The sequence below is a fragment of the Microbacterium atlanticum genome (assembly GCF_015277815.1).
Taxonomy (GTDB): domain Bacteria; phylum Actinomycetota; class Actinomycetes; order Actinomycetales; family Microbacteriaceae; genus Microbacterium; species Microbacterium atlanticum.
The window spans coordinates 2338130-2360943 of sequence record NZ_CP063813.1 but is presented as its reverse complement, the minus strand read 5'-3'; the positions used below and the strand labels follow the sequence as shown (position 1 = coordinate 2360943).

Genomic DNA, 22814 nt, shown 5'->3' with positions numbered 1-22814 from the left:
GCGTTGACGAGGCGTCTCTAGTGTCCGACACTGGCCCGATACTGACCGTCGAGCCAGCATGAGCGGAGGTCGAGAGATGGGCACCATCACCCCGTACGAAACGGCGAAGGGCCGCCGCTACCGGGTGCGCTACCGCAAGCCTGATAGCACCGAAACGCAGAAACGCGGCTTCACGACGATGCGCGAGGCGAAGCTCTACCTGTCCATGGTCACCGTGTCCAAGTCGAAGGGCGAGTACATCGATCCCGTAGCGTCACGGGTGCCGGTCCGGATGTTCGCCGACAGCTGGCTCCGGTCGAAGCAGCCGCCGATGTCGAAGCCCTCGTACTACATGACGCTCGAGCGGGCGTGGAAGAACCACGTCGCTCCAGTCTGGGCAGACAGGGAGATCTGGTCGATCCGGCGGTCTGAAGTTCAGGACTGGGTGTCAGTGCTCGCGACGCAGAAGTCGCGCACCGTCGTTCTTCGCGCGCTGGGAGTCCTTGCAGGCATCCTCGATGTCGCGATCGATGATCGTCGCCTTGCGAACAATCCGGCGCGACACATCCGCAATCTCCCTCGGAGCGGACCAGGCAAGCGCCGCGTCTATCTCTCGCACGACCAGGTGGCGACGTTGGCGGCATGTTCGGCGTATCCGACAATGGTCCTGACCTTGGCATACACCGGCCTGCGCTGGGGTGAGGCGACCGGGCTGCGCGTGCGGAGTGTGAATCGGCTGCGTCGACGCTTCGTGATCGAGGAGAACGCGGTGATGATCGCCTACGAGATCCACGTCGGCACGCCGAAGACGCACGAGAAGCGCTCGGTCCCCTACCCGGAGCGCCTCGCTCCGATGATTGAACAGGCTTGCGCCGGCAAGGGCCCGGAAGGACTGCTCTTCGGCGACGGTGTCAACCACATGCGCAACTCAGGCGCACAGGGATGGTTTGCGAACGCGGTCCGCCGCGCGCAGGCTGTGGACCCATCGATCCCGCGGCTGACGCCTCACGACCTCCGCCACACCGCCGCATCGCTCGCGATCAGCTCCGGCGCCAACGTGAAGGCCGTGCAGCGGATGCTGGGGCACGCGTCGGCGGCCATGACGCTCGACACCTACGCGGACCTCTTCGACGACGACCTGGATGCCGTCGCATCGCGCCTCAACGACGCGATGCCGCTCGTGGCGCTGCCCGCGGGTCCGCAGACCCGCTACGCCCGACCGCAGTAGTCGCAGAGAGCAGATTGCTCAGTTTTTCGACGAGGCTCGAGACGCCCGAAACGCTCCATTTCGTCGTTCCGCAACGTCCAACGGAGCGCGCTGAGGGGGCTTGTCGGCGCCCTCCGAGCGGTCTCGAGATTTTCAGAATGCGGCCAAAATGCGGCCAAAAACGCATTCTGAGTGGTCTGACCACGAAAGAAATACCTGGTCAGAGAGAAAAAGAGACTGTGCCCCTGGAGGGACTCGAACCCCCAACCGTTTGCTTAGGACGCAACTGCTCTTCCATTGAGCTACAGAGGCTGGCGGCATCCAGTCTATGCGTCCGGGCCGGGCCATCCTGCGGCAGGGGCTCGCACGCGAGAGCCCCGGCACCCCGCGAATGGATGCCGGGGCTCTGCGCACGCCGTCAGGCTCGCGCCGTCAGCGCGAAGCGCAGGGCGCCCTCGTCGGTGACCTCGGCGTCGAGCACGCGGTCGTCGAGCGCCGCCGCAGCGTTCTCGTCGAGGAAGACGCGCGCGCCGTCGGTGACGACGATCGTGTCGTGCGGCTGAGGATCGGGAGCGACGCTCAGCTCGAACGCGCCCGTCGCTCCGGTGTCCCGGATGCGGACACCCCCGTCCTCGACCTGCGGCACGCGGGCCACGATCTCCTTGACGGCGTCGGCGGCGGTCTGGGTGAGAGTCAGCATGCTCTTCCTTTCCGTTGGCGGTTCCGAACCGGCCACGATGCCGAGAACGGCCCCGCGATGCAACCTCACCGCGTCGTTCACCGGCCTTTCGGAGGGTTCTCCCACGTTTCCCGCCCGGCACCTCGTTGCGCGATGAGCAAGATCCCTCATTCTTGGTGACGTGTCGGTCCGCGATGACGGCCGCATCCTCCCCGACGTCTGCAAAGGTGGAGGCGTCGAGACAGCGCGAGAGCGCCTGCGAGACCCGTCGCACCAGATTCAGAGGAACGCATGACCCGCATTGGCATCGTCGCCGAAGCGCCCGGCGAGAACCGGGTGGCCGCGACCCCGACCACCGTCCCGAAGCTCATCGCCCTCGGCTACGACGTCGTCGTCGAAGCCGGCGCGGGCGCCGCGTCATCCTTCCCCGACAGCGCGTACGAGGCCGCAGGCGCAACCATCGTCGACGATCGCGCCGCGTGGGCGGCCCCGATCGTGCTGAAGGTCGATTCGCCGACCGCCGCGGAGATCGACCGTCTCTCCGACGGCGCCACCCTCGTGGCCATGCTGAGCCCCGGCCTGCGTCCCGACCTCGTCGAGGCGCTCGCGACGAGAGGCATCACGGCGATCGCCCTCGACGCCGTCCCCCGCATCTCACGGGCGCAGTCGATGGACGTCCTCAGCTCGATGGCGAACATCTCGGGCTACCGTGCTGTCGTCGAGGCGGCGCACGAGTTCGGGCGCTTCTTCACCGGCCAGGTCACCGCCGCGGGAAAGGTGCCGCCGGCCAAGGTGCTCGTGGCCGGAGCCGGCGTCGCGGGACTCGCGGCGATCGGCGCGGCGTCGAGCCTGGGCGCGATCGTGCGGGCTACCGACCCGCGGCCGGAGGTGGCCGACCAGGTGGCCTCGATCGGCGGCGAGTACCTCCCGGTCGTGGTGCCTGAGGAGACCGCTCAGGCCTCGTCGGACGGCTACGCCAAGGCGACCAGCGAGGCCTACGACCGGCGTGCGGCCGAGATCTACTCCGAGCAGGCCGCCGACGTCGACATCATCATCACGACGGCGCTCATCCCGGGCCGACCGGCCCCGCGCCTCATCACCGCAGCTGACGTCGCGTCGATGAAGCCGGGAAGCGTCATCGTCGACATGGCCGCCGCGCAGGGCGGAAACGTGGAGGGCTCCGTCGCAGGGGAGCGGGTGGTGACCGACAACGGCGTCGTGATCCTCGGCTACACCGACCTGCCGGGCCGTCTGCCGCAGCAGGCTTCCCAGCTGTTCGCGACGAACCTCGTGAACCTGCTCAAGCTCCTCACGCCGGGCAAGGACGGGCGCCTGGTGCTCGACTTCGATGACGTCGTGCAGCGCGGGGTCACGGTAGTGCGCGACGGCGCGATCACGTGGCCGCCGCCCCCTGTGCAGGTGTCGGCGGCGCCCGCCGCCACGACCGACGCGGCCACCCCGGCTGTCGCACCGAAGCCGCCGATGTCGCGCGCGCGGCGGACGGGTCTCATCGCCGCGGGGATCGCGGCGCTGTTCGCCGTCTGCGCGATCGCGCCGCCGCCTCTGCCACAGCACTTCCTGGTGCTCACGCTCGCGGTCGTCGTCGGGTTCTACGTCATCGGCCACGTGGCGCACGCCCTGCACACGCCGCTCATGAGCGTGACGAACGCGATCTCGGGCATCATCGTCGTCGGCGCCATGGTGCAGATCACCGTCCCCGATCTCACCGTGCAGATCCTGGCCGCGGTGGCCGTGCTGCTGGCGAGCATCAACATCTTCGGCGGCTTCGCCGTGACCCGTCGCATGCTCGCGATGTTCCAGAAGGGTGAGGCCCGATGACCGTCGACGCCGGCCAGATCTCCGGCGCCGCCTACATCGTCGCCGCCCTGCTGTTCATCCTCAGCCTCGCCGGACTCAGCAAGCACGAGACCAGCCGCCGCGGCGTCACCTACGGCATCGCCGGAATGACGATCGCCCTCCTCGCGACGGTGTGGGCGGTCGCCGCCGACGCGTGGGCCGACCCGGCGGCGACCCTCGGACTGGTCCTGCTCGTCGTGGCTGTGCTCATCGGAGGCGCCATCGGACTGTGGCGGGCACGCATCGTCGAGATGACGGGGATGCCGGAGCTCATCGCGCTGCTGCACTCGTTCGTCGGCCTCGCGGCCGTCCTGGTCGGGTGGAACGGCGCGCTGTACGACACCGGCCTGGAGGGCGCGCTCGCCGACATCCATCACGCCGAGGTGTTCATCGGCGTCTTCATCGGCGGCGTGACCTTCACCGGCTCGATCGTCGCGTTCCTGAAGCTCTCGGCGCGCATCTCGTCGAAGCCGCTGATGCTCCCGGGCAAGAACATCCTCAACGTCGGGGCGCTCGTCCTCTTCATCGTGCTCACGGTCTGGTACGTCATCACACCGGAACTGTGGCTGCTCGTGGCCGTCACTGCACTCGCGCTGGCTCTGGGCTGGCACCTCGTGGCGTCGATCGGCGGCGGCGACATGCCCGTCGTCGTCTCGATGCTCAACAGCTACTCGGGCTGGGCGGCCGCCGCGGCCGGATTCCTGCTCAACAACGACCTGCTCATCGTGACCGGTGCGCTCGTCGGCTCGTCGGGTGCGTACCTCAGCTACATCATGTGCAAGGCGATGAACCGCTCGTTCCTGTCGGTCATCGCCGGCGGCTTCGGCATCGAGGCGCCGAGCGGCCCCGAGACCGAGTACGGCGATCACCGCGAGATCGACGCCGAGAGCGCAGCCGATCTCCTCGCGGGCGCGTCGTCGGTGGTCATCACGCCCGGCTACGGCATGGCCGTCGCGCAGGCGCAGCACGGCGTCGCCGACCTCGTGCACCGGCTGCGCGAGCGCGGCGTCGACGTGCGGTTCGGCATCCACCCCGTCGCCGGTCGCCTGCCGGGACACATGAACGTGCTGCTGGCGGAGGCGAAGGTGCCCTACGACATCGTGCTCGAAATGGACGAGATCAACGACGACCTCGCGCAGGTCGACGTCGTGCTCGTCATCGGCGCGAACGACACCGTGAACCCCGCCGCCGCAGAAGACCCGGGCAGCCCGATCGCCGGCATGCCGGTGCTCCGGGTCTGGGAGGCCGGGAACGTCATCGTCTTCAAACGTTCGATGGCATCCGGCTATGCGGGCGTGCAGAATCCGCTGTTCTATCGTGAGAACGCGCAGATGCTGTTCGGCGACGCGAAAGAGAAAGTCGACGAGATCCTCGTGCAGCTTTCTCGGTCGTGAAAGCGACGCAGATCAGACGGTGAATTCCGCTGTGTCGAATGCGTCAGTGCGCCGCTTCATACGCTTCGAGGACGGATGCCGGAACCCGGCCGCGATCCGAGACCTGATAGCCGTTCTTCTTGGCCCATTCCCGCACGTCGCTGTAGTCCTGCTGCCCGCTGCGGCGGCGCTTGCGCCCGCCCCCGGACGTCGCGCCGGACGCGCCGCGCGCCGAGGAGACGGTCCTTGCGGCATTGATATAGCGCTCGAGCGCGCCGCGCAATGCGGCGGCGTTCTCGTCGGTGAGGTCGATCTCATATGCGGTGCCGTCCAGCGAGAAAAGGACGGTCTCGCCTTCGCCGACTTCCAGAAGACTCCCGTCGATGTCGTCGACGAGCTGATGCACGATTCTGCGGGCCATGGGAAGGACAATACGCGCATTTCCGGGCGGCGACTATCGCGCGAGCGCATTGCGTGGATAAGCCGCTCTATTCACCTGTCACAATCCGCAATTCCGGACCGTTCTGCTGGTCTCGGGTGCGAACCCTGGACAAGGGGCGCGAGGATGGTCGCGTCAGGGAAGAAGTCCGGCGCGCCGCGCCGTCACGACCGCGGCGTGCCGCGTGGAGGCGTCCAGTTTCGCCATCGCCGACTGCAGGTACGACTTGACGGTGCCCTCCTTGAGCTCGAGGGTGTCGGCGATCTCGGCGTTCGTCGCGCCGAGCGCCGCGCACGCCAGCACATCGACCTCGCGCGGCGACAGGCGCACGTCGAGCTCGATCGCCGGCTCGGTCGCGTCGTGGGAGAGAGCAGCCAGGCGCTTCTCGAGGCGGGCGAGGCGATCGCGCAGCTGCGGATCGTCCACGACCGACGCGATGCTGCGCAGCTCGGCGTAGGTCTCGCGCAGCCCTTCACGGGTTGCTGCCGGCATGGCGACCGGTTCGGTGCGACCCGGTGACAGGGCGAGGCGTCGCTGAACCTCCTCGCGGATGCGCAGTTCGCTGGAGAGCTCCCCGGCGACGGCGAAGGCGGGGCGGGCGACGACATCACTGACGGGCGACTCGGCCCAGGAACCGCAGTAGATCACGCCCCGCGCGCGGTCGCCGACCATGACCGGCACGGCGAAGAGGGTGGCGATTCCCTCGCCGAGCACGGCGCGGTCGTAGTCGTGGGTGATGCTCCGCGAGGTGCCGTAGTCCAGCGCCAGCCGCGGGCGCTTCTCGACCAGGGCGCGCCCGCCGAGACCGCGCTCCGCCTGCACCACGAGGCCCTGCAGGCTCGACGTGCGTGCTCCGTGGATCGACGTGATGTGGATCGCATCTCCGACGGCCAGGCCGCCGAAAGCCACGGGGAAGCGAGTGCGGCGCACGAGCTCCGCGACGGCGTGGTCGAGGGCGGTCGCATCGCCGGCGGCCTCCTCGACGCGCGTACCGCGCAACCCCGTGCGCGAGCGATCGGGCACGGATGCGCGATGTGGAAGAGACGCGCCCACGACTACCTACTTCCGGGGGTGACGGCGTCCTCGCCGTTTTTCGTAGCGTCGACCCTACCACCCAGCACCCGCGCCCCCGTGGGGCGGTGATCCGGAACAGGCGCGACGCTGCGCGCATCATGAGGCAAGGAGGCCACATGTCAGAACCGACGACCGAGACCGCTCCGCCGGGCGGCATCGACTACGTCGCGGTGGAGGAGTCGCCGCGGTTCGTCGAGTTGAAGAGGCGCCAGCGGGGGTTCGTCTTCCCGCTCGCGATCGCCTTCCTCGTCTGGTACTTCGCGTACGTTCTGCTGTCGTCCTTCGCGCCGGAATTCATGGCGCAGCGCGTGTGGGGCGACATCACCGTCGGGCTGGTGTTCGGGCTCGGCCAGTTCGTGACGACGTTCGCCATCACCATGACCTACGTCTGGTACGCGAACCGCAAGCTCGACCCGATCGCCGAGGAGATCCGCGAGGACCTCGAGCGGCAGGAGCAGGGAGCCCGCGCATGAATCAGGTCTTCGGCGCCGTGCACGCCGCCGTCCAGACGGTGGAGAACAACCCCGTCCTCAACATCTCGATCTTCGGCGCGTTCGTCGCGGTGACGCTGTTCATCGTCATCCGCGCCAGCCGCAACAACCGCACGGCCGCGGACTACTATGCGGCCGGCCGCTCCTTCACGGGACCGCAGAACGGCTTCGCGATCTCGGGCGACTACCTCTCGGCGGCGTCGTTCCTCGGGATCTGCGGCGCGATCGCCATCAACGGCTACGACGGCTTCCTGTACTCCATCGGCTTCCTCGTGGCCTGGCTCGTGGCGCTGCTGCTCGTCGCCGAGCTGATGCGCAACACGGGCAAGTTCACGATGGCCGATGTGCTGTCGTTCCGGCTGAAGCAGGGTCCGGTGCGGATGGCGGCCGCGGTCACCACCCTGGCGGTGTGCTTCTTCTACCTGTTGGCCCAGATGGCCGGCGCCGGCGGCCTGGTCTCGCTGCTCCTGGGCATCACCGAGCAGCTCGGTCAATCCATCGTCGTCGCGGTCGTCGGTGTGCTCATGATCGTCTACGTGCTCGTGGGCGGCATGAAGGGCACGACGTGGGTGCAGATCGTCAAGGCGTTCCTGCTGATCGGCGGCGCGCTGGTCATGACCATCTGGGTACTGGCGATCAACGGCTTCAGCCTCAACGCGCTGTTGGAGAGCGCGGTCGCCGCGTCGCCCAAGGGGGAGGCGATCCTCGGACCGGGTCTGCAGTACGGCGCGAACCCGTGGGACTTCATCTCGCTCGCCATCGCGCTGGTGCTCGGCACCGCGGGGCTGCCGCACGTGCTGATGCGCTTCTACACCGTGCCGACGGCCAAGGAGGCACGTCGTTCCGTCGTCTGGGCGATCTGGCTGATCGGCCTGTTCTACCTGCTGACGCTCGTCCTCGGCTACGGCGCCGGTGCGCTGGTCGGTGCCGAGCAGATCGCCGCCGCACCGGGCGGTGTCAACTCGGCCGCCCCGCTGCTCGCTCTGCAGCTCGGAGGCCCGATCCTGCTCGGCTTCATCTCGGCGGTCGCCTTCGCGACGATCCTCGCGGTGGTCGCCGGCCTGACGATCACCGCCGCGGCGTCGTTCGCGCACGACATCTACGCCAACGTGGTGAAGAAGGGCAAGGTTCCTCCGGACGGCGAGGTGAAGGTGGCCCGTCGCACGGTGATCGTCATCGGCGTGCTCGCGATCCTCGGCGGCATCGGCGTGCAGGGGCAGAACGTGGCGTTCCTGGTGGCGCTCGCGTTCGCGGTCGCCGCATCGGCGAACCTGCCGACGATTCTGTACTCGCTGTTCTGGAGAGGCTTCACGACGCGGGGCGCGGTATGGAGCATGTACGGCGGCCTGGCCGCCGCCGTGATCCTCATCTTCCTGTCCCCAGTGTTCTGGGGCGGCGAGACCAGCGTCTTCAAGACGGGCACCCCCATCTGGCCGCTGAACAACCCGGGCATCGTGTCGATCCCGCTCGGATTCTTCCTCGGCTGGCTCGGCTCGGTCACCTCGCGGACGGCTGAGAGCCGCGAGAAGGCCGCCGAGATGGAGGTGCGTTCGCTGACCGGCTTCGGCGCGGAGAAAGCGACGCATCACTGACGGCGCGGTGTGACGCGAGGCCCGAGCGGATCCCGCTCGGGCCTCGCGGCGTGCGGGCGGCCTACACGCCCGCCGCCGGGGAGCGGCTCGGCTGCACGGGCAGCCGTTCTGCGCTCCCGTGCCGCCGCGCCGGAGGGGTGCCGGGCGCGGCGAGGCGTCGCCTCATCCCGCGTCGCCGGAATCGTCCGCCCCTGCGGGAGCGGCGGCGATCGTGAGACCCTGCTCGAGCTCGACGAGGTAGCGCTTGACCTCCGGGTGCCCGCCGTACTCGCCCAGCGAGCCGTCGGCGCGCACCACGCGGTGGACAGGGACCACGATCGAGAACGGCGTGGTCGCACACGCCGTTCCCACAGCCCTCGCTGCGCGCGCGACGCCGGCAGCGATCGCGACCTCGCCGTAGCTGGCCGTCTCGCCGTACGGGATGTCGCACACCGCCTGGAGCGCCGCCCGCGTGAAGCCGCGCACCAGCTGCCAGTCGAGCGCGAGGTCGAACTCCCGCCGCCGACCCTCGAAGTACTCGTCGAGCTGGAGTGCGGCGTCCTCCAGCACAGGACCCTCGTCGGGGACCGGAAGCGCTCGCAGCCCCAGCGCCACACGCTCGAGCTCAGCTCCCAGCGGACCGTCGAAGGGGTGGAGCGTGACGATGCCGTCGTCGGTGGCGACGATGAGGATGTCGCTGACGGGGGAGGGGTGGACACGGTAGCGCGGGGGGTCAGCCGGGGTCATGTCCTCATCCTGGCTCGGCTCGCGGACCCGGTCGCGAGGCGATCGCCCGAATGTGGGCAATCCGCGCCGGTCGAAACCCTGGGGAGGAGCCGCCGCAGACGTGTCCCGGTCCAATACCGCGAAACTCAGATCCATTGCAAGTGGCGCGGGAACCGCGCACTTAGGGTGGCCGTGTGTGGCGAGGAGAACGGAGCGCCGTGCTGGGCGCGGAAGACGCCGAGCACGGGTATGACGTGACCCCCGGCGACCTCGGCCTCGCCGAGCCGGGCGTCACGGTCGCCCATGTCGCCGACCCCGAGCGGGACCGCCTGCGCCTGCAGGCGGCGACCTTGGGGGGCAGATCCACCCTCCTGCACTTCACCGACGGGCACGACGCGGCGATCGAGATCACCAAAGCGCACCCCGGCAGCCTGCCCCAGTTCATCACCGGCCGCTCGACGCTGCTGTCGAACCTCTTCCGCGACGAGGTGGCCCTGCGCAACGCGCGCCTCGCGGCGGAGCGGATCACCGCGAAGGACCAGGAGCTGCGCACGACGCGCGGCCTGGACGCCGTGCGCCTGGCCGTCGGCCTCGCCCACTGGCGGATCGGCGGCCTCGCGTGCAGCGCGCCCGTGCTCGTGCGTCCCCTCGCCATCCGGCGCCACCACGGCGACTTCGAGCTCAAGCTGCACGGTTCGATCACGGTCAACCCCGAGCTCGTCCGCGCCCTCCGCACGCACTTCGGGATCACCGTCGACGCGGCCGGCCTCGCCGCGCTCGCGTACGACGGGGGCGTCTTCAAGCCGCAGCCCGTGATCGACCACCTCCGCGCGCTGACCGCGGGCATCGACAGCTACGCGGTGAAGCCGCGCCTGCTCGTGTCGACCTTCGCCGATGTGGGCGGGGCGATGGCCGCCGATGCCGCCGACCTCGACCATCGCGTCCTGAACGCCCTGGCCGGGCACGTCGCCGACCGCGAGGCGCTCACCGTGCGCCGGGCGGGCCCCGCACCGACGAACCCCGACGATCGTCCTCCCGCCGCCGACACCCTGCTCCTGGACGCCGACTCCGAGCAGGAGCGCGTGCTGGCGCGCATCGCCGACGGCCAATCGCTCGTGGTCCACACCCTGCCGGGCACCGGCGGCACGCAGACGGTGATCAACGCCGTCGGCGCGCTCGTCCGCGACGGCAAGCGCGTCCTCGTGGTGAGCGCCCGACGGTCGACGCTCGACGGCGTGCGCCACCGGCTCGCGGGGATCGGACTCACCGGGCTCGCCGTCTCGCCCGACCGGCTGCAGCGCGACCTCATCCGCGCGATCGGCCGCAATGAGAAGGCGCAGGCACCGAAGGTCTCTGACATCGACGACGCCCTCGTGCGGCTGCGGGGCGTGCTGCGCGACTACCGCGCGGCCGTGACCACGCCGCATCCGTCGTTCGGCGTGTCGGTCCTGGAGATCCTGCGCGAGCTGGCGGCCCTCGCCGCGCGCGGCGTCGCCCCGGCGACCGAGACCCGGTTCGACGCGGCAACGCTGGCGAACCTCGCGGACAAGCGAGCCGACGCCGCGGCGAAGCTGGCCACGGCAGCGCGACTCGGCGAGTTCCGGTTCGGGCCCGACGACTCGCCCTGGTACGGCGTGAGCTTCGAGACCGTGGAGCAGGCCAGGGCCACCCACGCCCTCGCCGGGAAGCTGCACCGCAGCGATGTGCCGACCCTGCTGGAGCGCGGCTACGAGATGATCGGCCAGACGCGCATGCGGCCGTTCCACACGATCGCCGAGCTGGGCGTGTACCTCCGGCTGCTCAGCGGCATCCGCGACTCCCTCGACAAGTTCAGCCTCACCGTGTTCGAGCGGCCGCTGGGCGAGCTGATCAAGGCCCATGCGCCCCGCCGCGACACCCCCGACATGAGCGGCGCCAACCGGCGTCGCCTGCGCCGGCTCTCGCGGGAGTACCTGCGCCCCGGGGTGCACGTCCCCGACATGTACGAGGCGCTGGTGCGCATCCAGCAGCAGCGCACCGAATGGCAGCGCTACGTCGATCCCGGCATCACCCCGGAGGTGCCGCTGGGTCTGGGCGACGTGCAGGTGGCGTGGCAGCGCGTCGACGCCGAGCTGGGCGAGCTCGACGCGGCCCTCGGCCGCGAGGGCGCCGACCGGCTCCCGACCATTCCGGTCACCCAGCTCGTCCGCACGCTCGCCGGCCTTGCCGCAGAGTCCGACGTCTTCGACAACCTCAAGGAGCGGGCGACGCTGCGCTCCGAGCTGGCCGCGCTCGGCCTGGAGCCGCTCCTGCTCGAGCTCTCGGTGCGCCACGTGCCGGAGGAGCAGGTGGCGGTTGAGCTCGAGTACGCCTGGTGGCAGTCGGCGCTGGAGGTGCTGCTGCGCACCGACAAGGCCGTCCTCGGCGCGAACACGGCCGTCGTGGACCGGCTGGAGCGGGACTTCCGGCTCGTCGACGAGGCCCACGCGGCGGCATCCGGCCCCCTCCTCGCCGCGCACCTCGCCAAGCAATGGCGCATCGGCATCGTGGACCACGCCGCCGAGGCAGATGCCCTGAAGCGAGCGCTGAAGCGCGGCGCGATCACGCCCGCCGAGCTCGTCAGCGTCGCGCCGTCGCTCTCGCGGACGCTCGCGCCGGTCTGGCTGGCCTCCCCGTACGAGGTCCCGCGGATCCCCGAGGCCGCCGGGTTCGACGTCGTGGTGGTCGCGGATGCCGCGGCCCTCTGTCTCGCCGAGGCCGCTCCCGCACTCCGCCGCGCGCGGCAGGTCGTCGCGTTCGGCGACCCGGTCACCCAGCGCCCCACGCCGTTCGCCGTCGCGTCGGTGTACGCCGGGCAGACCACCGCGGGCGCCCCGCCGATCACCGGTGCGGGGCCGCTGGTCGAGGCGATCGAGCCGGAGGACGTGCCCTTCGACCGCGCGAGCGTCTTCGAGCGCCTCGCAGAGCTCTTCCCGGTCGAGACGCTCACCCGCAGCTACCGCGCGGGCGGGGAGGATCTCGCCGCCCTCGTGAACGAGGCGTTCTACGGCGGCGAGCTCGTCTCGCTGCCGTGGGCGGGCTCGTACCTCGGCCGGGGGAGCATCGCCGTCGACTACGTCGAGGGGGGCAACGGCACGCCCGATCCGGTCACCGGAGCCGTCGAGAGTCCCGACGCCGAGGTTGCTCGCGTGGTCACGCTCGCCGTCGAGCATGCCGTGAACCGCGGCAGCGAGTCGCTCATGGTGGTGACCGCCAGCGTGCGGCACGCCGAGCGCATCCGCGCCGCCGTCGAAGCGGCCTTCGCCGGACGCTCCGACGTCGCGGACTTCGTGTCGCGCGACACCGCCGAGCCGTTCGCGGTGCTCACGCTCGAGGAATCGGTCGCCGAGAGCCGCGATCGCGTGATCTTCTCCCTGGGATTCGGCCTGACCAAGCACGGCCGCGTGCTGAGCGACTTCGGCGACCTGTCGACTCCCGACGGCGAGCGGCTGCTCACCGTCGGGATGACCCGCGCCCGCCGCTCGATGGTGATCGTGTCATCGATCCGCCCGTCGGCATTCGACGACGGACGCCTGGAGTACGGCGCCGCCACGCTCATGTCGATCCTGGGCGGACTGGCCGCCCGCTCGCGGGAAGCCCGTCTCGAGGATCTCGCCGATCCGCTCACCCGCGCCCTGGCCCGCGAGCTGCGGCGCACCGGGCTGTCCGTCGACGTGCATTACCGCGGCCTGCTGCCGCTGGTCGCCCAGTACGGCGGAAAGGCGGTCGTCGTCGAGAGCGACCCCGAGACGATCGGCGAGTCGCTGCGCGAGTCGCTGCGGCTGCGTCCGCAGATCCTCCGGCGCCTGGGCTGGCACTACGTGCGCGTGCACTCCTTCGACCTGTACCGCGATCCGGCCGACGTCGCTCAGCGGATCGCCGCCATGCTCGGCGTCCCGCCGGATGCGCCGCGGGTCGACAACGAGACCCAGCCGCTCGATGTCGTCGAATGAGCGTCAGCGGATCGAGCGCGTCGCCGGCGCACGTCGGGCGAAGCTGACGCCCGCCCCCGGCTCCACCGCCGAGCCCGTCCCCGCGGACGAGGAGACGGATGCCGCGCCCCGGCCGGACGCGGCATCCGAGAAGTCCTCAGGGCCCAACGACGAGCGACTGCGTCGGGACGTCCCGCCGCACTGGTGACGCGTCGCGCCGGCCCGGTCAGCGGCGCTGGGTCGGACCCTGGCTCTGCAGCAGGTCGCGGATCTGCGCCAGGAGCTCCTGCTCGGTCGGCAGCGGCTCGGCGTCGGGCTGGCCGGCGCCGGCCTTCGCGGCCTGCCTCTCCTTCCAGTGGTTCATCGGCATGACGAACACGAAGTAGACGATCACGGCGACGGCGAGGAAGTTGATGAGCGCGCCGATGATGGCGCCGATGGCGAAGGTCGAGGTGCCGCCGGAGAGCGTGGGCACCTCGAACACCCAGCTGCTCAGGTCGCCGACCTGGAAGATGACGCCGATCAGCGGATTGATGAAGCCCTCGACGAGCGCGTTGACGATCGCGGTGAACGCAGCGCCGATGACGACCGCGACAGCCAGGTCGATGACGTTGCCGCGGAGGATGAACTCCTTGAAGCCTTTGATCACGATGAAACCCCCGGGGTGTCGTTCCCGCGACGGGCTCCGCAGGCTCAGGCTCCGGACGACGCGGGCGAGGCCTTCGCCTCGGACTTCGATGATGTCTCAGTCGCCGACGACGCGCCACCCGCGGCATCCGAAGCGGAGGTCTTGGCCCCGGCGCGCGAGTCGGTGCGGTAGAAGCCCGAGCCGTTGAACGTGACGCCGATCGAGCCGTACTCCTTGCGCAGCGGCCCCCCGCACTCGGGGCACTCGGTGAGGGTGGGGTCGGCGAAGGACTGCACGGCGTCGAAGCGGTGGCCGCACTGCTTGCAGGCGTAGGCGTAGGTGGGCATGTGTCTCTCGGTGGTTCTGTCAGCGCCGGGTCGGCGCGAGGGTGATGGTGCGTGTGGGGGTCACCACGCCGGTGACCGGCTGGTCGTGGACGTCGCTGGGAAGCTCGTCGAGGACCTCGGTGTCGTAGACCACGGCGTACACCGGCGGGCACCGCTCCATCGAGCCGAGCGTCTTGTCGTAGAAGCCGCGCCCCCAGCCGAGCCGCATCCCCGCCCTGTCGACCGCGGCGGCCGGGATGATGAGCAGGTCGACGTGGTTGACGGCGATGGGGCCGAGCAGCTCGCCGACCGGCTCCGGCAGTCCGTACATGCCCTCGGTGATGTCGCCTTCGGTCGTGGCGACGGCCCAGTCGAGCAGGCCGTCGGCGCGGGTGACCGGAAGCAGGACGCGGATGCCGCGGGCCACGGCATCCGCCACGAAGGACCGGGTGCCGGGCTCGGCCATCGTCGACAGGAAGCAGGAGATCGACCGCGCTCCGTGTTCGGCGACGAGTGCGTCGAGCTGGGCGTGGATGCCGGCCTCGGCCGCCTCCCGGGCGTGCTCGGAGAGCAGCTGCCGGCGCTCTCGCAGTTCGGCGCGCAGTGCGCGCTTCGCATCGGCGATCGCGTCGGACATGCCGTCGATTCTACGGGGCGGTCATCGTAACGGGTCTCCCGGCGGCCGGGCTCGTGTCGGCTCGCCCCCTAGACTCGGGGCATGCCCCACACTCCGATCAAGGCCGTCATCCCGGCCGCCGGTCTCGGCACCCGATTCCTGCCCGCCACCAAGGCGATGCCGAAGGAGATGCTCCCGGTCGTCGACAAGCCGGCGATCCAGTACGTCGTCGAGGAGGCCGCGCAGGCGGGGATCGACGACATCCTCGTGATCATCGGGCGCAACAAGAACGCCATCTCCAACCACTTCGACTCAGTTCCCGAACTGGAGGAGAAGCTGAAGGACAAGGGCGACGTCGACCGCCTGCACCGCGTGCTGGAGTCGAGTGATCTCGCCGACATCCACTTCGTCCGGCAGGGCGAGCCGAAGGGGCTGGGCCACGCGGTGCTGCGGGCGAAGGCGCACGTCGGCGACGCGTCGTTCGCGGTCATGCTCGGCGACGACCTCATCGACGAGCGCGACGAGCTGCTGACGAAGATGATCGCCGAGCACGAGCGCACCGGGGCAGCGATCATCGCGCTCATGGAGGTCGACCCCGCGCACATCCACATGTACGGCGTCGCGTCCGTCGAGTCCACCGACGGCGACGGCGTCGTCAAGGTGAGCGGCCTCGTCGAGAAGCCGAAGGCCGAGGACGCCCCGTCGAACCTCGCGGTGATCGGGCGGTACGTGCTCTCGCCCGGCGTGTTCGAGATCCTCGAGCGCACCGAGCCCGGCAAGGGCGGCGAGATCCAGCTCACCGATGCGCTCCAGGAGCTCGCGGCCGACCCCGACGGGCCCGGCGTGTACGGCGTCGTCTTCCGTGGCCGCCGGTACGACACCGGCGATAGGGTGGACTACATCAAGGCCATCGTGCAGCTCGCGGCCGATCGAGACGACCTCGGTCCCGCACTGCGTCCCTGGTTCAAGGACTTCGCGGCGAACCTCTGACGCCGCCCGTACGAGGGGGTCACATGGATCTGACGGCTCCCCGCGGCTACGGGCCGGTGGCGATCCGGCTGGTCCGCCAGCGCGACGCCCGGGTGCTGCAGAACGAGCTGCTGTCGAACCGCGGCTGGCTGCGCCCGTGGGAGGCCACGAGTCCTGACGGCCCGGTGTCGTTCGACATGCGGGTGGGCGTGCGGCGGCTGCTGCAGCAGTACCGGGACGGCGCCGGGGTTCCGTTCGTCATGGAGTACGCCGGCGAGGTCGCCGGGCAGCTGAACGTGTGGGGCATCGCACGCGGCTCGCTCGCGTCCGCGACGATCGGCTACTGGGTCAGCGAGCGATTCGCAGGTCGCGGGATCACGCCGACCTCCGTGGCGCTGGCGACCGACGTGTGCTTCTCCGAGCTGCGCCTGCACCGCATGGAGATCTGCATCCGGCCCGAGAACCAGGCGAGCCTGCGGGTCGTCGAGAAGCTCGGCTTCCGTTACGAAGGGCTGCGGCGGCGGTACATCCACATCGACGGCGACTGGCGCGACCACTACGCGTTCGGCCTGGTGCGCGAAGAGGTGCCCGAGGGCGTGCTGCAGCGGTGGGTCTCCGGCCGCGCACCCCAGGACGCCGCGAGCATCCCGCCCGCCGACCGCCTGCACGCGTAGCACCGGCGGCCTCCGGCTGCCCGCGTCCGCGGATCCAGACCCTGACCCGGCGAAAACTGCTTGCGTGACACGCGACCGGATGCCGCGGTCATCGGCACTCGGTCCCTTACCGTGGTCAGCATGGATGGGCAGGTGCTGGGTGGGGGCGTCATCGTCCTCGTGGCGGCCGGCCTGTGGCTGATCTATCTGCTGCCGAGCTGGCACAGCCGGCGCCAGTACGACGCCGCGGAGCGCAACGCCGTGCGGCTCAATCAGGCGCTGCGCGTGCTCGCCGAGACCAGTGAGACGCCGGAAGAGGTGCGACTCGAGCTCACCGCGCGCACGGCCGCGGCGCAGCAGCGGCTGGCCAAGCGCGCCCTCGCCGAACGCGAGCAGGCGGCGCTCGAGTCGGCGCGCGTCGAGCTCGAGCGTGCCCGCGCGGAGCGCGAGGCCGCAGAGGTCGCGGCGCGGCTCGACCGCGAGCGCACCCGCGCAGAGCGTGTGGCCGCGGAGGCGGCCGCCCGCGTCCGTCTGGAGCAGGCCCGCGCCGAGCGCGAGGCGGCCGCGGCGGCCGCACGTGCGCAGGTCGCCGCCGCGCGTGCCCTGCCCGACGCTCGCCGGGCCCGTGCCCGGCGCCGCTTCCGTCTCGCTGCGACGCTCATCGGTCTGGCAGGCGTCGCCCTGGCAGTCTGGGGCGTGTACGAGACCCTGACCGTCGGCGCGCAGACCCTCCTGTGGACAGGCGTCGGGGTGACCACGGTCTGCGGGCTCACGCTGCAGCGCCTCGCTCGGGTGGCCGCGCGCGCGGAGTCGAGGTCGGCGGATGCCGAACCCCGTCGCCCTGCCGTGCTGCAGGACGTCGAGCTCGAACGGGCGCAGCGCGCGTGGGAGCCGCGCGACCTGCCTCGACCGCTCACCGCTTCTGTCGGCTCGCGCGCCGCCGCCGTCCTGGATGCCGAGGCCGCTCGCGCAGCGCTGCGGCAGGCGGCCCTGGAGGAGGCGATGGTGGCGCGTTCGGCGGCGCCTCAGCCGGCTGCCATCGAGGTCGCGCGCACGGCCCGCGCCGCCTCGGACGGCGAGGCGTACGGCCGTATGGGGTATGTCGACGACGCCGAGATCGAGGCGCACGTGCGGCAGCTGCTGACCCGTCGCGCGGCCGGCCAGTAGCCCGGTCGCGGAGGGCTCCGCGGGTTCGGAGCGGACGGTGAAGCGTGATAGTGTTTTCGAGGTTCACGGGCCTGTGGCGCAGTTGGTAGCGCGCTTCGTTCGCAATGAAGAGGTCAGGGGTTCGAATCCCCTCAGGTCCACCGATCGAACCCCCGGCGCAGCCGGGGGCTCTCGGCTTTCTGGACGCCCGACGCCATCCGCTCACGCCGGCGGCGCCGGGTACCGCACGCCGCTGCCCCAGCCGATCTCCCAGCCCTCGCTGTCGTCGAAGTAGTCGGCGAACGACACCGGGAGGCGGTGCTCCGGCTCGACGCGGGCCAGCAGGCCCTCGTACCACTGGGCGTAGCCCGGCGCATCTCCGGTGGGCGCGAGACCGGGCATGGCGCGCAGGATCAGCTCGGCGACGTCGTGCGCGGGCGTCGTGGCCTCGACTGCATCTCCGGCGAAGGCCGTCTCCGTGCCCGAGGTGTAGTGGATGCCGGACGCCGGGTCGGCGGCATCCCACAGCGACACCCGCCAGTACATCCCGGACGGCGCGACACCCGGTCGCACGCGCACCCCGTGGAACCCGCGGCGGTGCAGCTCGCGCACGCCCTGCAGGATCCGCAGCGACGTGGCCATGACCAGGGCCGAGGCGATCTCCTGGTGCGCTCCCCGGTCGACCGCGACGAGCGAGACCTCCTCCACCCGCGTCGACGCGGCGGCGATCGTGTCGATGGCGGCGGCGACCGCCTCGCGCCGCGGCCACGCGTAGACGCCGGCGCTGATGAGCGGGAACGCGACGGTGCGGGCGTCGAGCTCGTCGGCCACCTCGAGGGCGCGCCGGTAGCAGGATTCGAGCAGGGCGCGGTCGCGCTGCCCGGCGGCGTAATTCGGTCCCACGGTGTGCACCACCCAGCGCGCGGGAAGTGCGCCGGCCCGCGTCCATCCTGCGTCGCCGGTGGCCAGCCCGTAGGGAAAGCGCTCGACGCACTCGCGGAGGATCTCGGGGCCGCCGGCGCGGTGGATCGCGCCGTCGACGCCGCCGCCCCCGCGCATGGCGTTGTTGGCGGCGTTGACTATGGCGTCGGCCCTCTGGGCGGTGATGTCGCCATGCACGGCGACGAGCTTGGTCATGCTCCCATCATGCGCGCGCAGTGGCGCCCGCGTCAGGCGGGAGTCGCCTCCGCCGCGGCGCGCGCGGCCGCGGGAAGCGCGTCGATGATGCGGCCGACCGCGGCGTCGTCGTGGGCGGCCGAGACGAACCATGCCTCGAAGACCGATGGGGGGAGCGAGACCCCCTGCGCGAGCATGGACCGGAAGAACGGCGGATAGCGCAAGGCGTCCTGCGCCTTGACGGTGTCGTAGTCCGTGGGCGCGGTCTCGGCGAACTGGATCGAGAACAGGTTGCCCGAGCGCTGCACGACGTGCACCACGCCGGCGTCGGAGAGAGCGGATGCCGCGGCGTCGGCGATCCTCGTCGCCGCGGCGTCGATGCGGGCGTAGGCGTCGGCGTCGAGGTGGTCCAGCGTCGCGCGGCCCGCGGCGACGGCGAGCGGGTTGCCGCTGAGGGTGCCCGCCTGGTAGACCGGGCCGAGCGGAGCGAGAAGCTCGAGGAGCGCGGCCGGTCCGCCGAGTGCGGCGAGCGGGAGGCCGCCGCCGACGACCTTGCCGAACGTGATCAGGTCGGGGGAGAAGGGCACCGGGTCGACGCCGTACCAGCCGGCCGGCCCCACGCGGAAGCCGGTGAGCACCTCGTCGAGGATGAGCAGCGCACCGTGGGCGTGCGCGGTGTCGGCGAGTGCGGCGTTGAACCCGTGAGCCGGGGGAACGATGCCCATGTTCGCCGGCGCTGCTTCGACGATGACGGCTGCGATGTCGTCGCCGCGGGCGGCGAACACCTCGCGGACGGCGTCGAGGTCGTTGTAGGGGATCACGAGAGTCTGCGCGGCGATGGCGGCGGGGACCCCGGCCGAGCCGGGCAGTGCGAGCGTCGCGACGCCGGAGCCGGCATCGGCCAGCAGACCGTCGGAGTGCCCGTGGTAGTGCCCGGCGAACTTCACGACGAGGTCGCGTCCGGTCGCGCCGCGCGCGAGCCGGATCGCGGTCATCGTCGCCTCGGTGCCCGTCGACACCAGGCGCACGCGCTCGACCGGTGCTTCGACAGGCTCAGCAACCGAGGAAGGGCGCGTCACGCGCGCGGCGATGAGCTCGGCGAGCTCGGTCTCGCCGGGGGTGCTCGCACCGAAGCCGAGGCCCCGGGCCGCGGCATCCTGCACCGCCTTCACGACGGCGGGGTGGGCGTGCCCGAGGATCGCGGGGCCCCACGAGCCGACGAGGTCGACGTACTCGCGGCCCTCGACGTCGGTCACGTACGGTCCCGACGCCGACACGAAGAAGCGGGGCGTCTCGTGCACCGAGCCGAACGCACGCACGGGCGAGTTCACACCCCCGGGCATGACGCCGCGGGCGCGGGCGAACTCCTGCTCGTTGGTCGACAGCGCGTTCATCGGATCCACTCCGCAAGCTCCAGGGCCCAGTAGGTCAGCACGGCGTCGGCGCCGGCACGGCGGATGCCGATCACGGACTCCTCGATCGCGCGGCGCCGGTCGATCCAGCCGTGGGCGGCGGCCGCCTCGATCATGGCGTACTCGCCCGACACCTGGTACGCCCACACCGGCACCGGGCTCGTGGCGGCGGCGTCTGCCAGGACATCGAGGTAGCTCATGGCGGGCTTGACCATGACGATGTCGGCGCCCTCGGCGATGTCGAGGTCGAGCTCGCGCGCACCCTCGCGGCGATTGGCGGGATCCTGCTGGTACGTGCGGCGGTCGCCCTCGAGCGAGGACTGCACGGCCTCGCGGAACGGGCCGTAGAACGCCGACGCGTACTTCGCGGCGTACGCGAGGATCGGGGTGTTGCCGAAGCCGTTGTCGTCGAGCGCATCGCGCACGGCGGCGACCTGGCCGTCCATCATGCCGCTGAGCCCGAGGAGCTGCGAGCCGGCCTCGGCCTGCGCCACCCCCATCTCGCGGTAGCGCTCGAGGGTCGCGTCGTTGTCCACGTAGCCGCGGGCATCGAGCACGCCGCAGTGGCCGTGGTCGGTGAACTCGTCGAGGCACAGATCCGTCTGCACGACGAGCGCGTCACCCGCCTCGGCTGCCGCGATGCGCGTCGCGACGTTGAGGATGCCGTCCGGGTCGGTGGCACCGGAGCCGACCGCATCCTTGTGCTCGGGCACCCCGAACAGCATGATGCCGCCGATGCCCGCGGTGGCGGCATCCGTCACCGCCTTCTTGAGGCTCTCGGTCGTGTGCTGGACGACGCCGGGCATCGACGAGATCGGCACGGGCTCGCCGGCGCCCTCGCGCACGAACATCGGCAGGATGAGCTCGGCCGGATGCAGGCGGGTCTCGGCGACCAGGCGGCGCATGGCAGGGGACTGCCGCAGCCGGCGCGGGCGGTCTGCAGGCGTGTACGTCACGGGCGTTCTCCCGTCAGGCCGGCGGCGCCGGCGTCGAGCAGCTCACGGGCGACCGAAGCGGCGACCTCGCGCGACGGGTCGCCCTCGTCCTCGGGCCAGGTCGTGGCGTGCGACGACGTGAGCCGGGTGGCGCCGTCGAGGCTGTAGACGCTCGCCGACAGCAGCAGGAGGCCGGCGTCCACGACGGCGCGCGCGCCGAGCGGCGCGGAGCAGCCTGCCTCGAGCAGGGCGAGCACCTCGCGCTCGGCCTCGACGGCGGCGCGGGTCTCGCGGTGGTCCAGGGCGTCGACCAGGTGCTCCTGGCCGCGCCGCACCTCGATCGCGAGGGCACCTTGGCCCGGTGCGGTGGGCCAGGCGTCGGCGTCGAGGTACTCGGTCACGGCCTCGGTGCGGCCGACGCGCCGCAGGCCCGCGGCGGCGAGGACCACGGCATCCAGCTCGCCGCCGGCGACCTTGCCGAGGCGGGTGTCGACGTTGCCGCGGATGTCGACGACGACGAGGTCAGGGCGGCGCGCGCGCAGCTGCGCCATGCGCCGAGGGGAGCCGGTGCCGACCCGGGCGCCGGCGGGAAGCTTGTCGAGCGTGAGCCCGTCGCGGGCGCACAGCACGTCGCGCGGGTCCTCGCGCGCGGGGATCGCCGCGATGACGAGCTCGTCGTGCGGGGCCGTGGGAAGGTCCTTCAGCGAGTGGACGATGAGGTCGCACCGGTCGGCGAGCAGCGCGTCGCGCAGCGCCCCGGTGAAGAGGCCCGTGCCGCCCGCGCGTGAGAGCGGCTCGTTGGAGCGGTCACCGTCGGTCGTGATGCTGACGAGCTCGGTGGTGACGCCGGTCGCGTCGGCCAGGTCGTCGGCGACCATGCCGGTCTGGGCGAGCGCGAGCGCGCTGCCGCGCGTGCCGATCCGCAGGGTCGTCACGCCAGCACCTCGGCGACCTCGTGGGCGGCGATGCGGCGGCCGGTGTAGAACGGCACCTCTTCACGCACGTGGCGCCGCGCCTCGGTCTGCCGGAGGTCCCGCATCAGGTCGACCAGCTCGACGAGCTCGGGGGCCTCGAGCGCGAGGATCCACTCGTAGTCGCCCAACGCAAACGAGGCGACCGTGTTGCTCAGCACGGACCGGTGGGCGGCGCCCTTGCGGCCGTGGTCGGCGAGCATCTGCCGACGCTCGTCGTCGGGGAGGATGTACCAGTCGTACGAGCGCACGAACGGGTACACCGTCAGCCAGGCCTCGGGATCCTTGTCGCGCATGAACGCGGGCAGGTGGCTGGCGGTGAATTCCGCGTCGCGGTGCACCCCCATCGCGTTCCACACCGGCAGGAGCGATGCGAGCGGCTCGGCGCGGCGCAGGGTGCGCAGGGCCGACTGGAGGGTCTCGGGCGCCACCCCGACCCCGGTGAGCCAGATCATGATGTCGGCGTCGGCGCGCAGTCCCGAGACGTCGTAGAACCCGCGGACGGTGACTCCGGATGCCTCCACCGCGGCCACCGCGTCGGCGATGTCGCCGGCCGGGGCGGGGCGGGCGGGGTCCCGGCGCAGGACGGCCCAGAGGGTGTAGCCGAGGGTTTCCGTGGCGGGGTTCGCCGAGACATCCGTCATGTCCCTATCCTTTCATCCCGCGCGGGACGAGTTCCCGGTGCGGGGGTTTCCG

General features: G+C 71.2%; 22 protein-coding genes and 2 tRNA genes. 11 read left to right on the top strand and 13 right to left on the bottom strand.

Translation table 11 applies throughout. The annotated features are described in order from the left end of the window. The first annotated feature begins 76 nt into the window (after positions 1 to 76). Positions 77 to 1207, top strand: a complete 1131-nt coding sequence (locus IR212_RS10770) for a tyrosine-type recombinase/integrase (RefSeq protein ID WP_194395921.1) — start codon at positions 77 to 79, stop codon at positions 1205 to 1207. Between the two features lie 219 nt (positions 1208 to 1426). Here the strand turns inward: IR212_RS10770 and IR212_RS10765 are convergent. Further along, positions 1427 to 1498: transfer RNA gene (locus IR212_RS10765), tRNA-Arg, on the bottom strand. Between the two features lie 106 nt (positions 1499 to 1604). Then, complete coding sequence (locus IR212_RS10760; protein WP_194395920.1) at positions 1605 to 1886, bottom strand: Fe-S cluster assembly protein HesB; 282 nt, start codon at positions 1884 to 1886, stop codon at positions 1605 to 1607. A gap of 270 nt (positions 1887 to 2156) precedes the next feature. Between IR212_RS10760 and IR212_RS10755 the strand changes: the two genes are divergently transcribed. Both IR212_RS10755 and pntB read left to right on the top strand, forming a co-directional pair. Continuing rightward, positions 2157 to 3704 carry a Re/Si-specific NAD(P)(+) transhydrogenase subunit alpha gene (locus IR212_RS10755; RefSeq protein WP_194395919.1) on the top strand — a complete coding sequence of 516 codons (1548 nt, stop codon included), beginning with the start codon at positions 2157 to 2159 and terminating at the stop codon, positions 3702 to 3704. Further along, positions 3701 to 5116: a Re/Si-specific NAD(P)(+) transhydrogenase subunit beta gene (gene pntB, locus IR212_RS10750; RefSeq protein WP_194395918.1), complete on the top strand. Its 1416-nt coding sequence runs from the start codon at positions 3701 to 3703 to the stop codon at positions 5114 to 5116. The genes IR212_RS10755 and pntB overlap by 4 nt, the downstream gene beginning before the upstream one ends. 43 nt (positions 5117 to 5159) lie before the next feature. Here pntB and IR212_RS10745 read toward each other — a convergent pair whose 3' ends face one another. Beyond that, positions 5160 to 5516, bottom strand: a complete 357-nt coding sequence (locus IR212_RS10745) for a histone-like nucleoid-structuring protein Lsr2 (protein WP_194395917.1) — start codon at positions 5514 to 5516, stop codon at positions 5160 to 5162. Positions 5517 to 5669: 153 nt separating this feature from the next. Next, the gene (locus IR212_RS10740) at positions 5670 to 6557 is read right to left on the bottom strand and encodes a LuxR C-terminal-related transcriptional regulator (RefSeq protein WP_228479273.1); all 888 of its coding nucleotides are present in this window, start codon (positions 6555 to 6557) and stop codon (positions 5670 to 5672) included. Between the two features lie 167 nt (positions 6558 to 6724). On the opposite strand from IR212_RS10740, the gene IR212_RS10735 reads away from it, so the two are divergent. Continuing rightward, a complete protein-coding gene (locus tag IR212_RS10735; protein ID WP_194395915.1) occupies positions 6725 to 7081 on the top strand; it encodes a DUF485 domain-containing protein in 357 nt (118 codons plus the stop codon). Beyond that, on the top strand, positions 7078 to 8691 hold the full coding sequence (locus tag IR212_RS10730) for a solute symporter family protein (protein ID WP_194395914.1): 1614 nt from the start codon (positions 7078 to 7080) through the stop codon (positions 8689 to 8691). Before IR212_RS10735 ends, IR212_RS10730 begins: the two co-directional genes overlap by 4 nt. Before the next feature lie 162 nt (positions 8692 to 8853). Here the strand turns inward: IR212_RS10730 and IR212_RS10725 are convergent, their stop codons facing one another. After that, positions 8854 to 9417, bottom strand: a complete 564-nt coding sequence (locus tag IR212_RS10725) for a methylated-DNA--[protein]-cysteine S-methyltransferase (protein WP_194395913.1) — start codon at positions 9415 to 9417, stop codon at positions 8854 to 8856. Positions 9418 to 9617: 200 nt separating this feature from the next. Here IR212_RS10725 and IR212_RS10720 point away from each other — a divergent pair, with 200 nt between their 5' ends. Continuing rightward, the gene (locus IR212_RS10720) at positions 9618 to 13367 is read left to right on the top strand and encodes an AAA family ATPase (RefSeq protein WP_194398642.1); all 3750 of its coding nucleotides are present in this window, start codon (positions 9618 to 9620) and stop codon (positions 13365 to 13367) included. Continuing rightward, the gene (locus tag IR212_RS10715) at positions 13354 to 13554 is read left to right on the top strand and encodes a hypothetical protein (protein ID WP_194395912.1); all 201 of its coding nucleotides are present in this window, start codon (positions 13354 to 13356) and stop codon (positions 13552 to 13554) included. The genes IR212_RS10720 and IR212_RS10715 overlap by 14 nt, the downstream gene beginning before the upstream one ends. Positions 13555 to 13572: 18 nt before the next feature. Here the strand turns inward: IR212_RS10715 and mscL are convergent, their stop codons facing one another. The 3 genes from mscL to IR212_RS10700 are packed head-to-tail and all read right to left on the bottom strand — an operon-like array spanning position 13573 to position 14937. Beyond that, positions 13573 to 13995: a large conductance mechanosensitive channel protein MscL gene (mscL, locus tag IR212_RS10710; RefSeq protein WP_194395911.1), complete on the bottom strand. Its 423-nt coding sequence runs from the start codon at positions 13993 to 13995 to the stop codon at positions 13573 to 13575. 44 nt (positions 13996 to 14039) lie between these two features. After that, entirely contained in the window at positions 14040 to 14321 is a 282-nt protein-coding gene (locus tag IR212_RS10705) for an FmdB family zinc ribbon protein (RefSeq protein ID WP_194395910.1), read from the bottom strand. Between the two features lie 19 nt (positions 14322 to 14340). Next, positions 14341 to 14937, bottom strand: coding sequence for a 5-formyltetrahydrofolate cyclo-ligase (locus tag IR212_RS10700; RefSeq protein ID WP_194395909.1), 597 nt, complete (start codon positions 14935 to 14937; stop codon positions 14341 to 14343). A gap of 81 nt (positions 14938 to 15018) precedes the next feature. Between IR212_RS10700 and galU the strand changes: the two genes are divergently transcribed. The 4 genes from galU to IR212_RS10680 all read left to right on the top strand — a co-directional run bounded on the left by galU (position 15019) and on the right by IR212_RS10680 (position 17845). Then, complete coding sequence (gene galU, locus IR212_RS10695; protein WP_194395908.1) at positions 15019 to 15906, top strand: UTP--glucose-1-phosphate uridylyltransferase GalU; 888 nt, start codon at positions 15019 to 15021, stop codon at positions 15904 to 15906. A gap of 23 nt (positions 15907 to 15929) precedes the next feature. Next, positions 15930 to 16559 (top strand): GNAT family N-acetyltransferase, encoded by a 630-nt coding sequence (locus IR212_RS10690; RefSeq protein ID WP_194395907.1) that lies wholly within the window; start codon positions 15930 to 15932, stop codon positions 16557 to 16559. A 120-nt stretch (positions 16560 to 16679) separates the two neighbouring features. Continuing rightward, positions 16680 to 17705, top strand: coding sequence for a large exoprotein (locus IR212_RS10685; RefSeq protein ID WP_194395906.1), 1026 nt, complete (start codon positions 16680 to 16682; stop codon positions 17703 to 17705). Between the two features lie 67 nt (positions 17706 to 17772). After that, positions 17773 to 17845 (top strand) — tRNA-Ala (locus IR212_RS10680). 61 nt (positions 17846 to 17906) lie between these two features. Here the strand turns inward: IR212_RS10680 and IR212_RS17280 are convergent. Genes IR212_RS17280 through hemQ form a run of 5 tightly spaced genes read right to left on the bottom strand, consistent with a single transcriptional unit; the run spans position 17907 to position 22762 of the window. Next, entirely contained in the window at positions 17907 to 18821 is a 915-nt protein-coding gene (locus IR212_RS17280; RefSeq protein ID WP_194395905.1) for a macro domain-containing protein, read from the bottom strand. A gap of 32 nt (positions 18822 to 18853) precedes the next feature. Next, entirely contained in the window at positions 18854 to 20194 is a 1341-nt protein-coding gene (hemL, locus tag IR212_RS10670; protein WP_194395904.1) for a glutamate-1-semialdehyde 2,1-aminomutase, read from the bottom strand. Beyond that, complete coding sequence (hemB, locus tag IR212_RS10665) at positions 20191 to 21117, bottom strand: porphobilinogen synthase (RefSeq protein WP_237684562.1); 927 nt, start codon at positions 21115 to 21117, stop codon at positions 20191 to 20193. Before hemB ends, hemL begins: the two co-directional genes overlap by 4 nt. Before the next feature lie 47 nt (positions 21118 to 21164). Beyond that, positions 21165 to 22082 (bottom strand): hydroxymethylbilane synthase, encoded by a 918-nt coding sequence (gene hemC / locus IR212_RS10660; RefSeq protein ID WP_194395902.1) that lies wholly within the window; start codon positions 22080 to 22082, stop codon positions 21165 to 21167. Beyond that, positions 22079 to 22762, bottom strand: coding sequence for a hydrogen peroxide-dependent heme synthase (hemQ, locus tag IR212_RS10655; protein ID WP_194395901.1), 684 nt, complete (start codon positions 22760 to 22762; stop codon positions 22079 to 22081). The genes hemC and hemQ overlap by 4 nt, the downstream gene beginning before the upstream one ends. Between the last annotated feature and the right edge of the window lie 52 nt (positions 22763 to 22814).

Excerpts from the sequence above, each read along its gene's own strand:
- IR212_RS10770 (WP_194395921.1), top strand. The coding sequence starts at position 77 with ATGGGCACCATCACCCCGTACGAAACGGCGAAGGGCCGCCGCTACCGG.
- hemL (WP_194395904.1), bottom strand. The coding sequence starts at position 20,194 with ATGAACGCGCTGTCGACCAACGAGCAGGAGTTCGCCCGCGCCCGCGGC.
- IR212_RS10715 (WP_194395912.1), top strand. The coding sequence starts at position 13,354 with ATGTCGTCGAATGAGCGTCAGCGGATCGAGCGCGTCGCCGGCGCACGT.
- IR212_RS10685 (WP_194395906.1), top strand. The coding sequence starts at position 16,680 with ATGGATGGGCAGGTGCTGGGTGGGGGCGTCATCGTCCTCGTGGCGGCC.
- IR212_RS10690 (WP_194395907.1), top strand. The coding sequence starts at position 15,930 with ATGGATCTGACGGCTCCCCGCGGCTACGGGCCGGTGGCGATCCGGCTG.
- IR212_RS10700 (WP_194395909.1), bottom strand. The coding sequence starts at position 14,937 with ATGTCCGACGCGATCGCCGATGCGAAGCGCGCACTGCGCGCCGAACTG.
- hemQ (WP_194395901.1), bottom strand. The coding sequence starts at position 22,762 with ATGACGGATGTCTCGGCGAACCCCGCCACGGAAACCCTCGGCTACACC.
- IR212_RS17280 (WP_194395905.1), bottom strand. The coding sequence starts at position 18,821 with ATGACCAAGCTCGTCGCCGTGCATGGCGACATCACCGCCCAGAGGGCC.
- IR212_RS10745 (WP_194395917.1), bottom strand. The coding sequence starts at position 5,516 with ATGGCCCGCAGAATCGTGCATCAGCTCGTCGACGACATCGACGGGAGT.
- galU (WP_194395908.1), top strand. The coding sequence starts at position 15,019 with ATGCCCCACACTCCGATCAAGGCCGTCATCCCGGCCGCCGGTCTCGGC.
- IR212_RS10755 (WP_194395919.1), top strand. The coding sequence starts at position 2,157 with ATGACCCGCATTGGCATCGTCGCCGAAGCGCCCGGCGAGAACCGGGTG.
- pntB (WP_194395918.1), top strand. The coding sequence starts at position 3,701 with ATGACCGTCGACGCCGGCCAGATCTCCGGCGCCGCCTACATCGTCGCC.
- IR212_RS10730 (WP_194395914.1), top strand. The coding sequence starts at position 7,078 with ATGAATCAGGTCTTCGGCGCCGTGCACGCCGCCGTCCAGACGGTGGAG.
- IR212_RS10735 (WP_194395915.1), top strand. The coding sequence starts at position 6,725 with ATGTCAGAACCGACGACCGAGACCGCTCCGCCGGGCGGCATCGACTAC.
- IR212_RS10760 (WP_194395920.1), bottom strand. The coding sequence starts at position 1,886 with ATGCTGACTCTCACCCAGACCGCCGCCGACGCCGTCAAGGAGATCGTG.
- IR212_RS10705 (WP_194395910.1), bottom strand. The coding sequence starts at position 14,321 with ATGCCCACCTACGCCTACGCCTGCAAGCAGTGCGGCCACCGCTTCGAC.
- hemB (WP_237684562.1), bottom strand. The coding sequence starts at position 21,117 with ATGCGCCGCCTGGTCGCCGAGACCCGCCTGCATCCGGCCGAGCTCATC.
- IR212_RS10725 (WP_194395913.1), bottom strand. The coding sequence starts at position 9,417 with ATGACCCCGGCTGACCCCCCGCGCTACCGTGTCCACCCCTCCCCCGTC.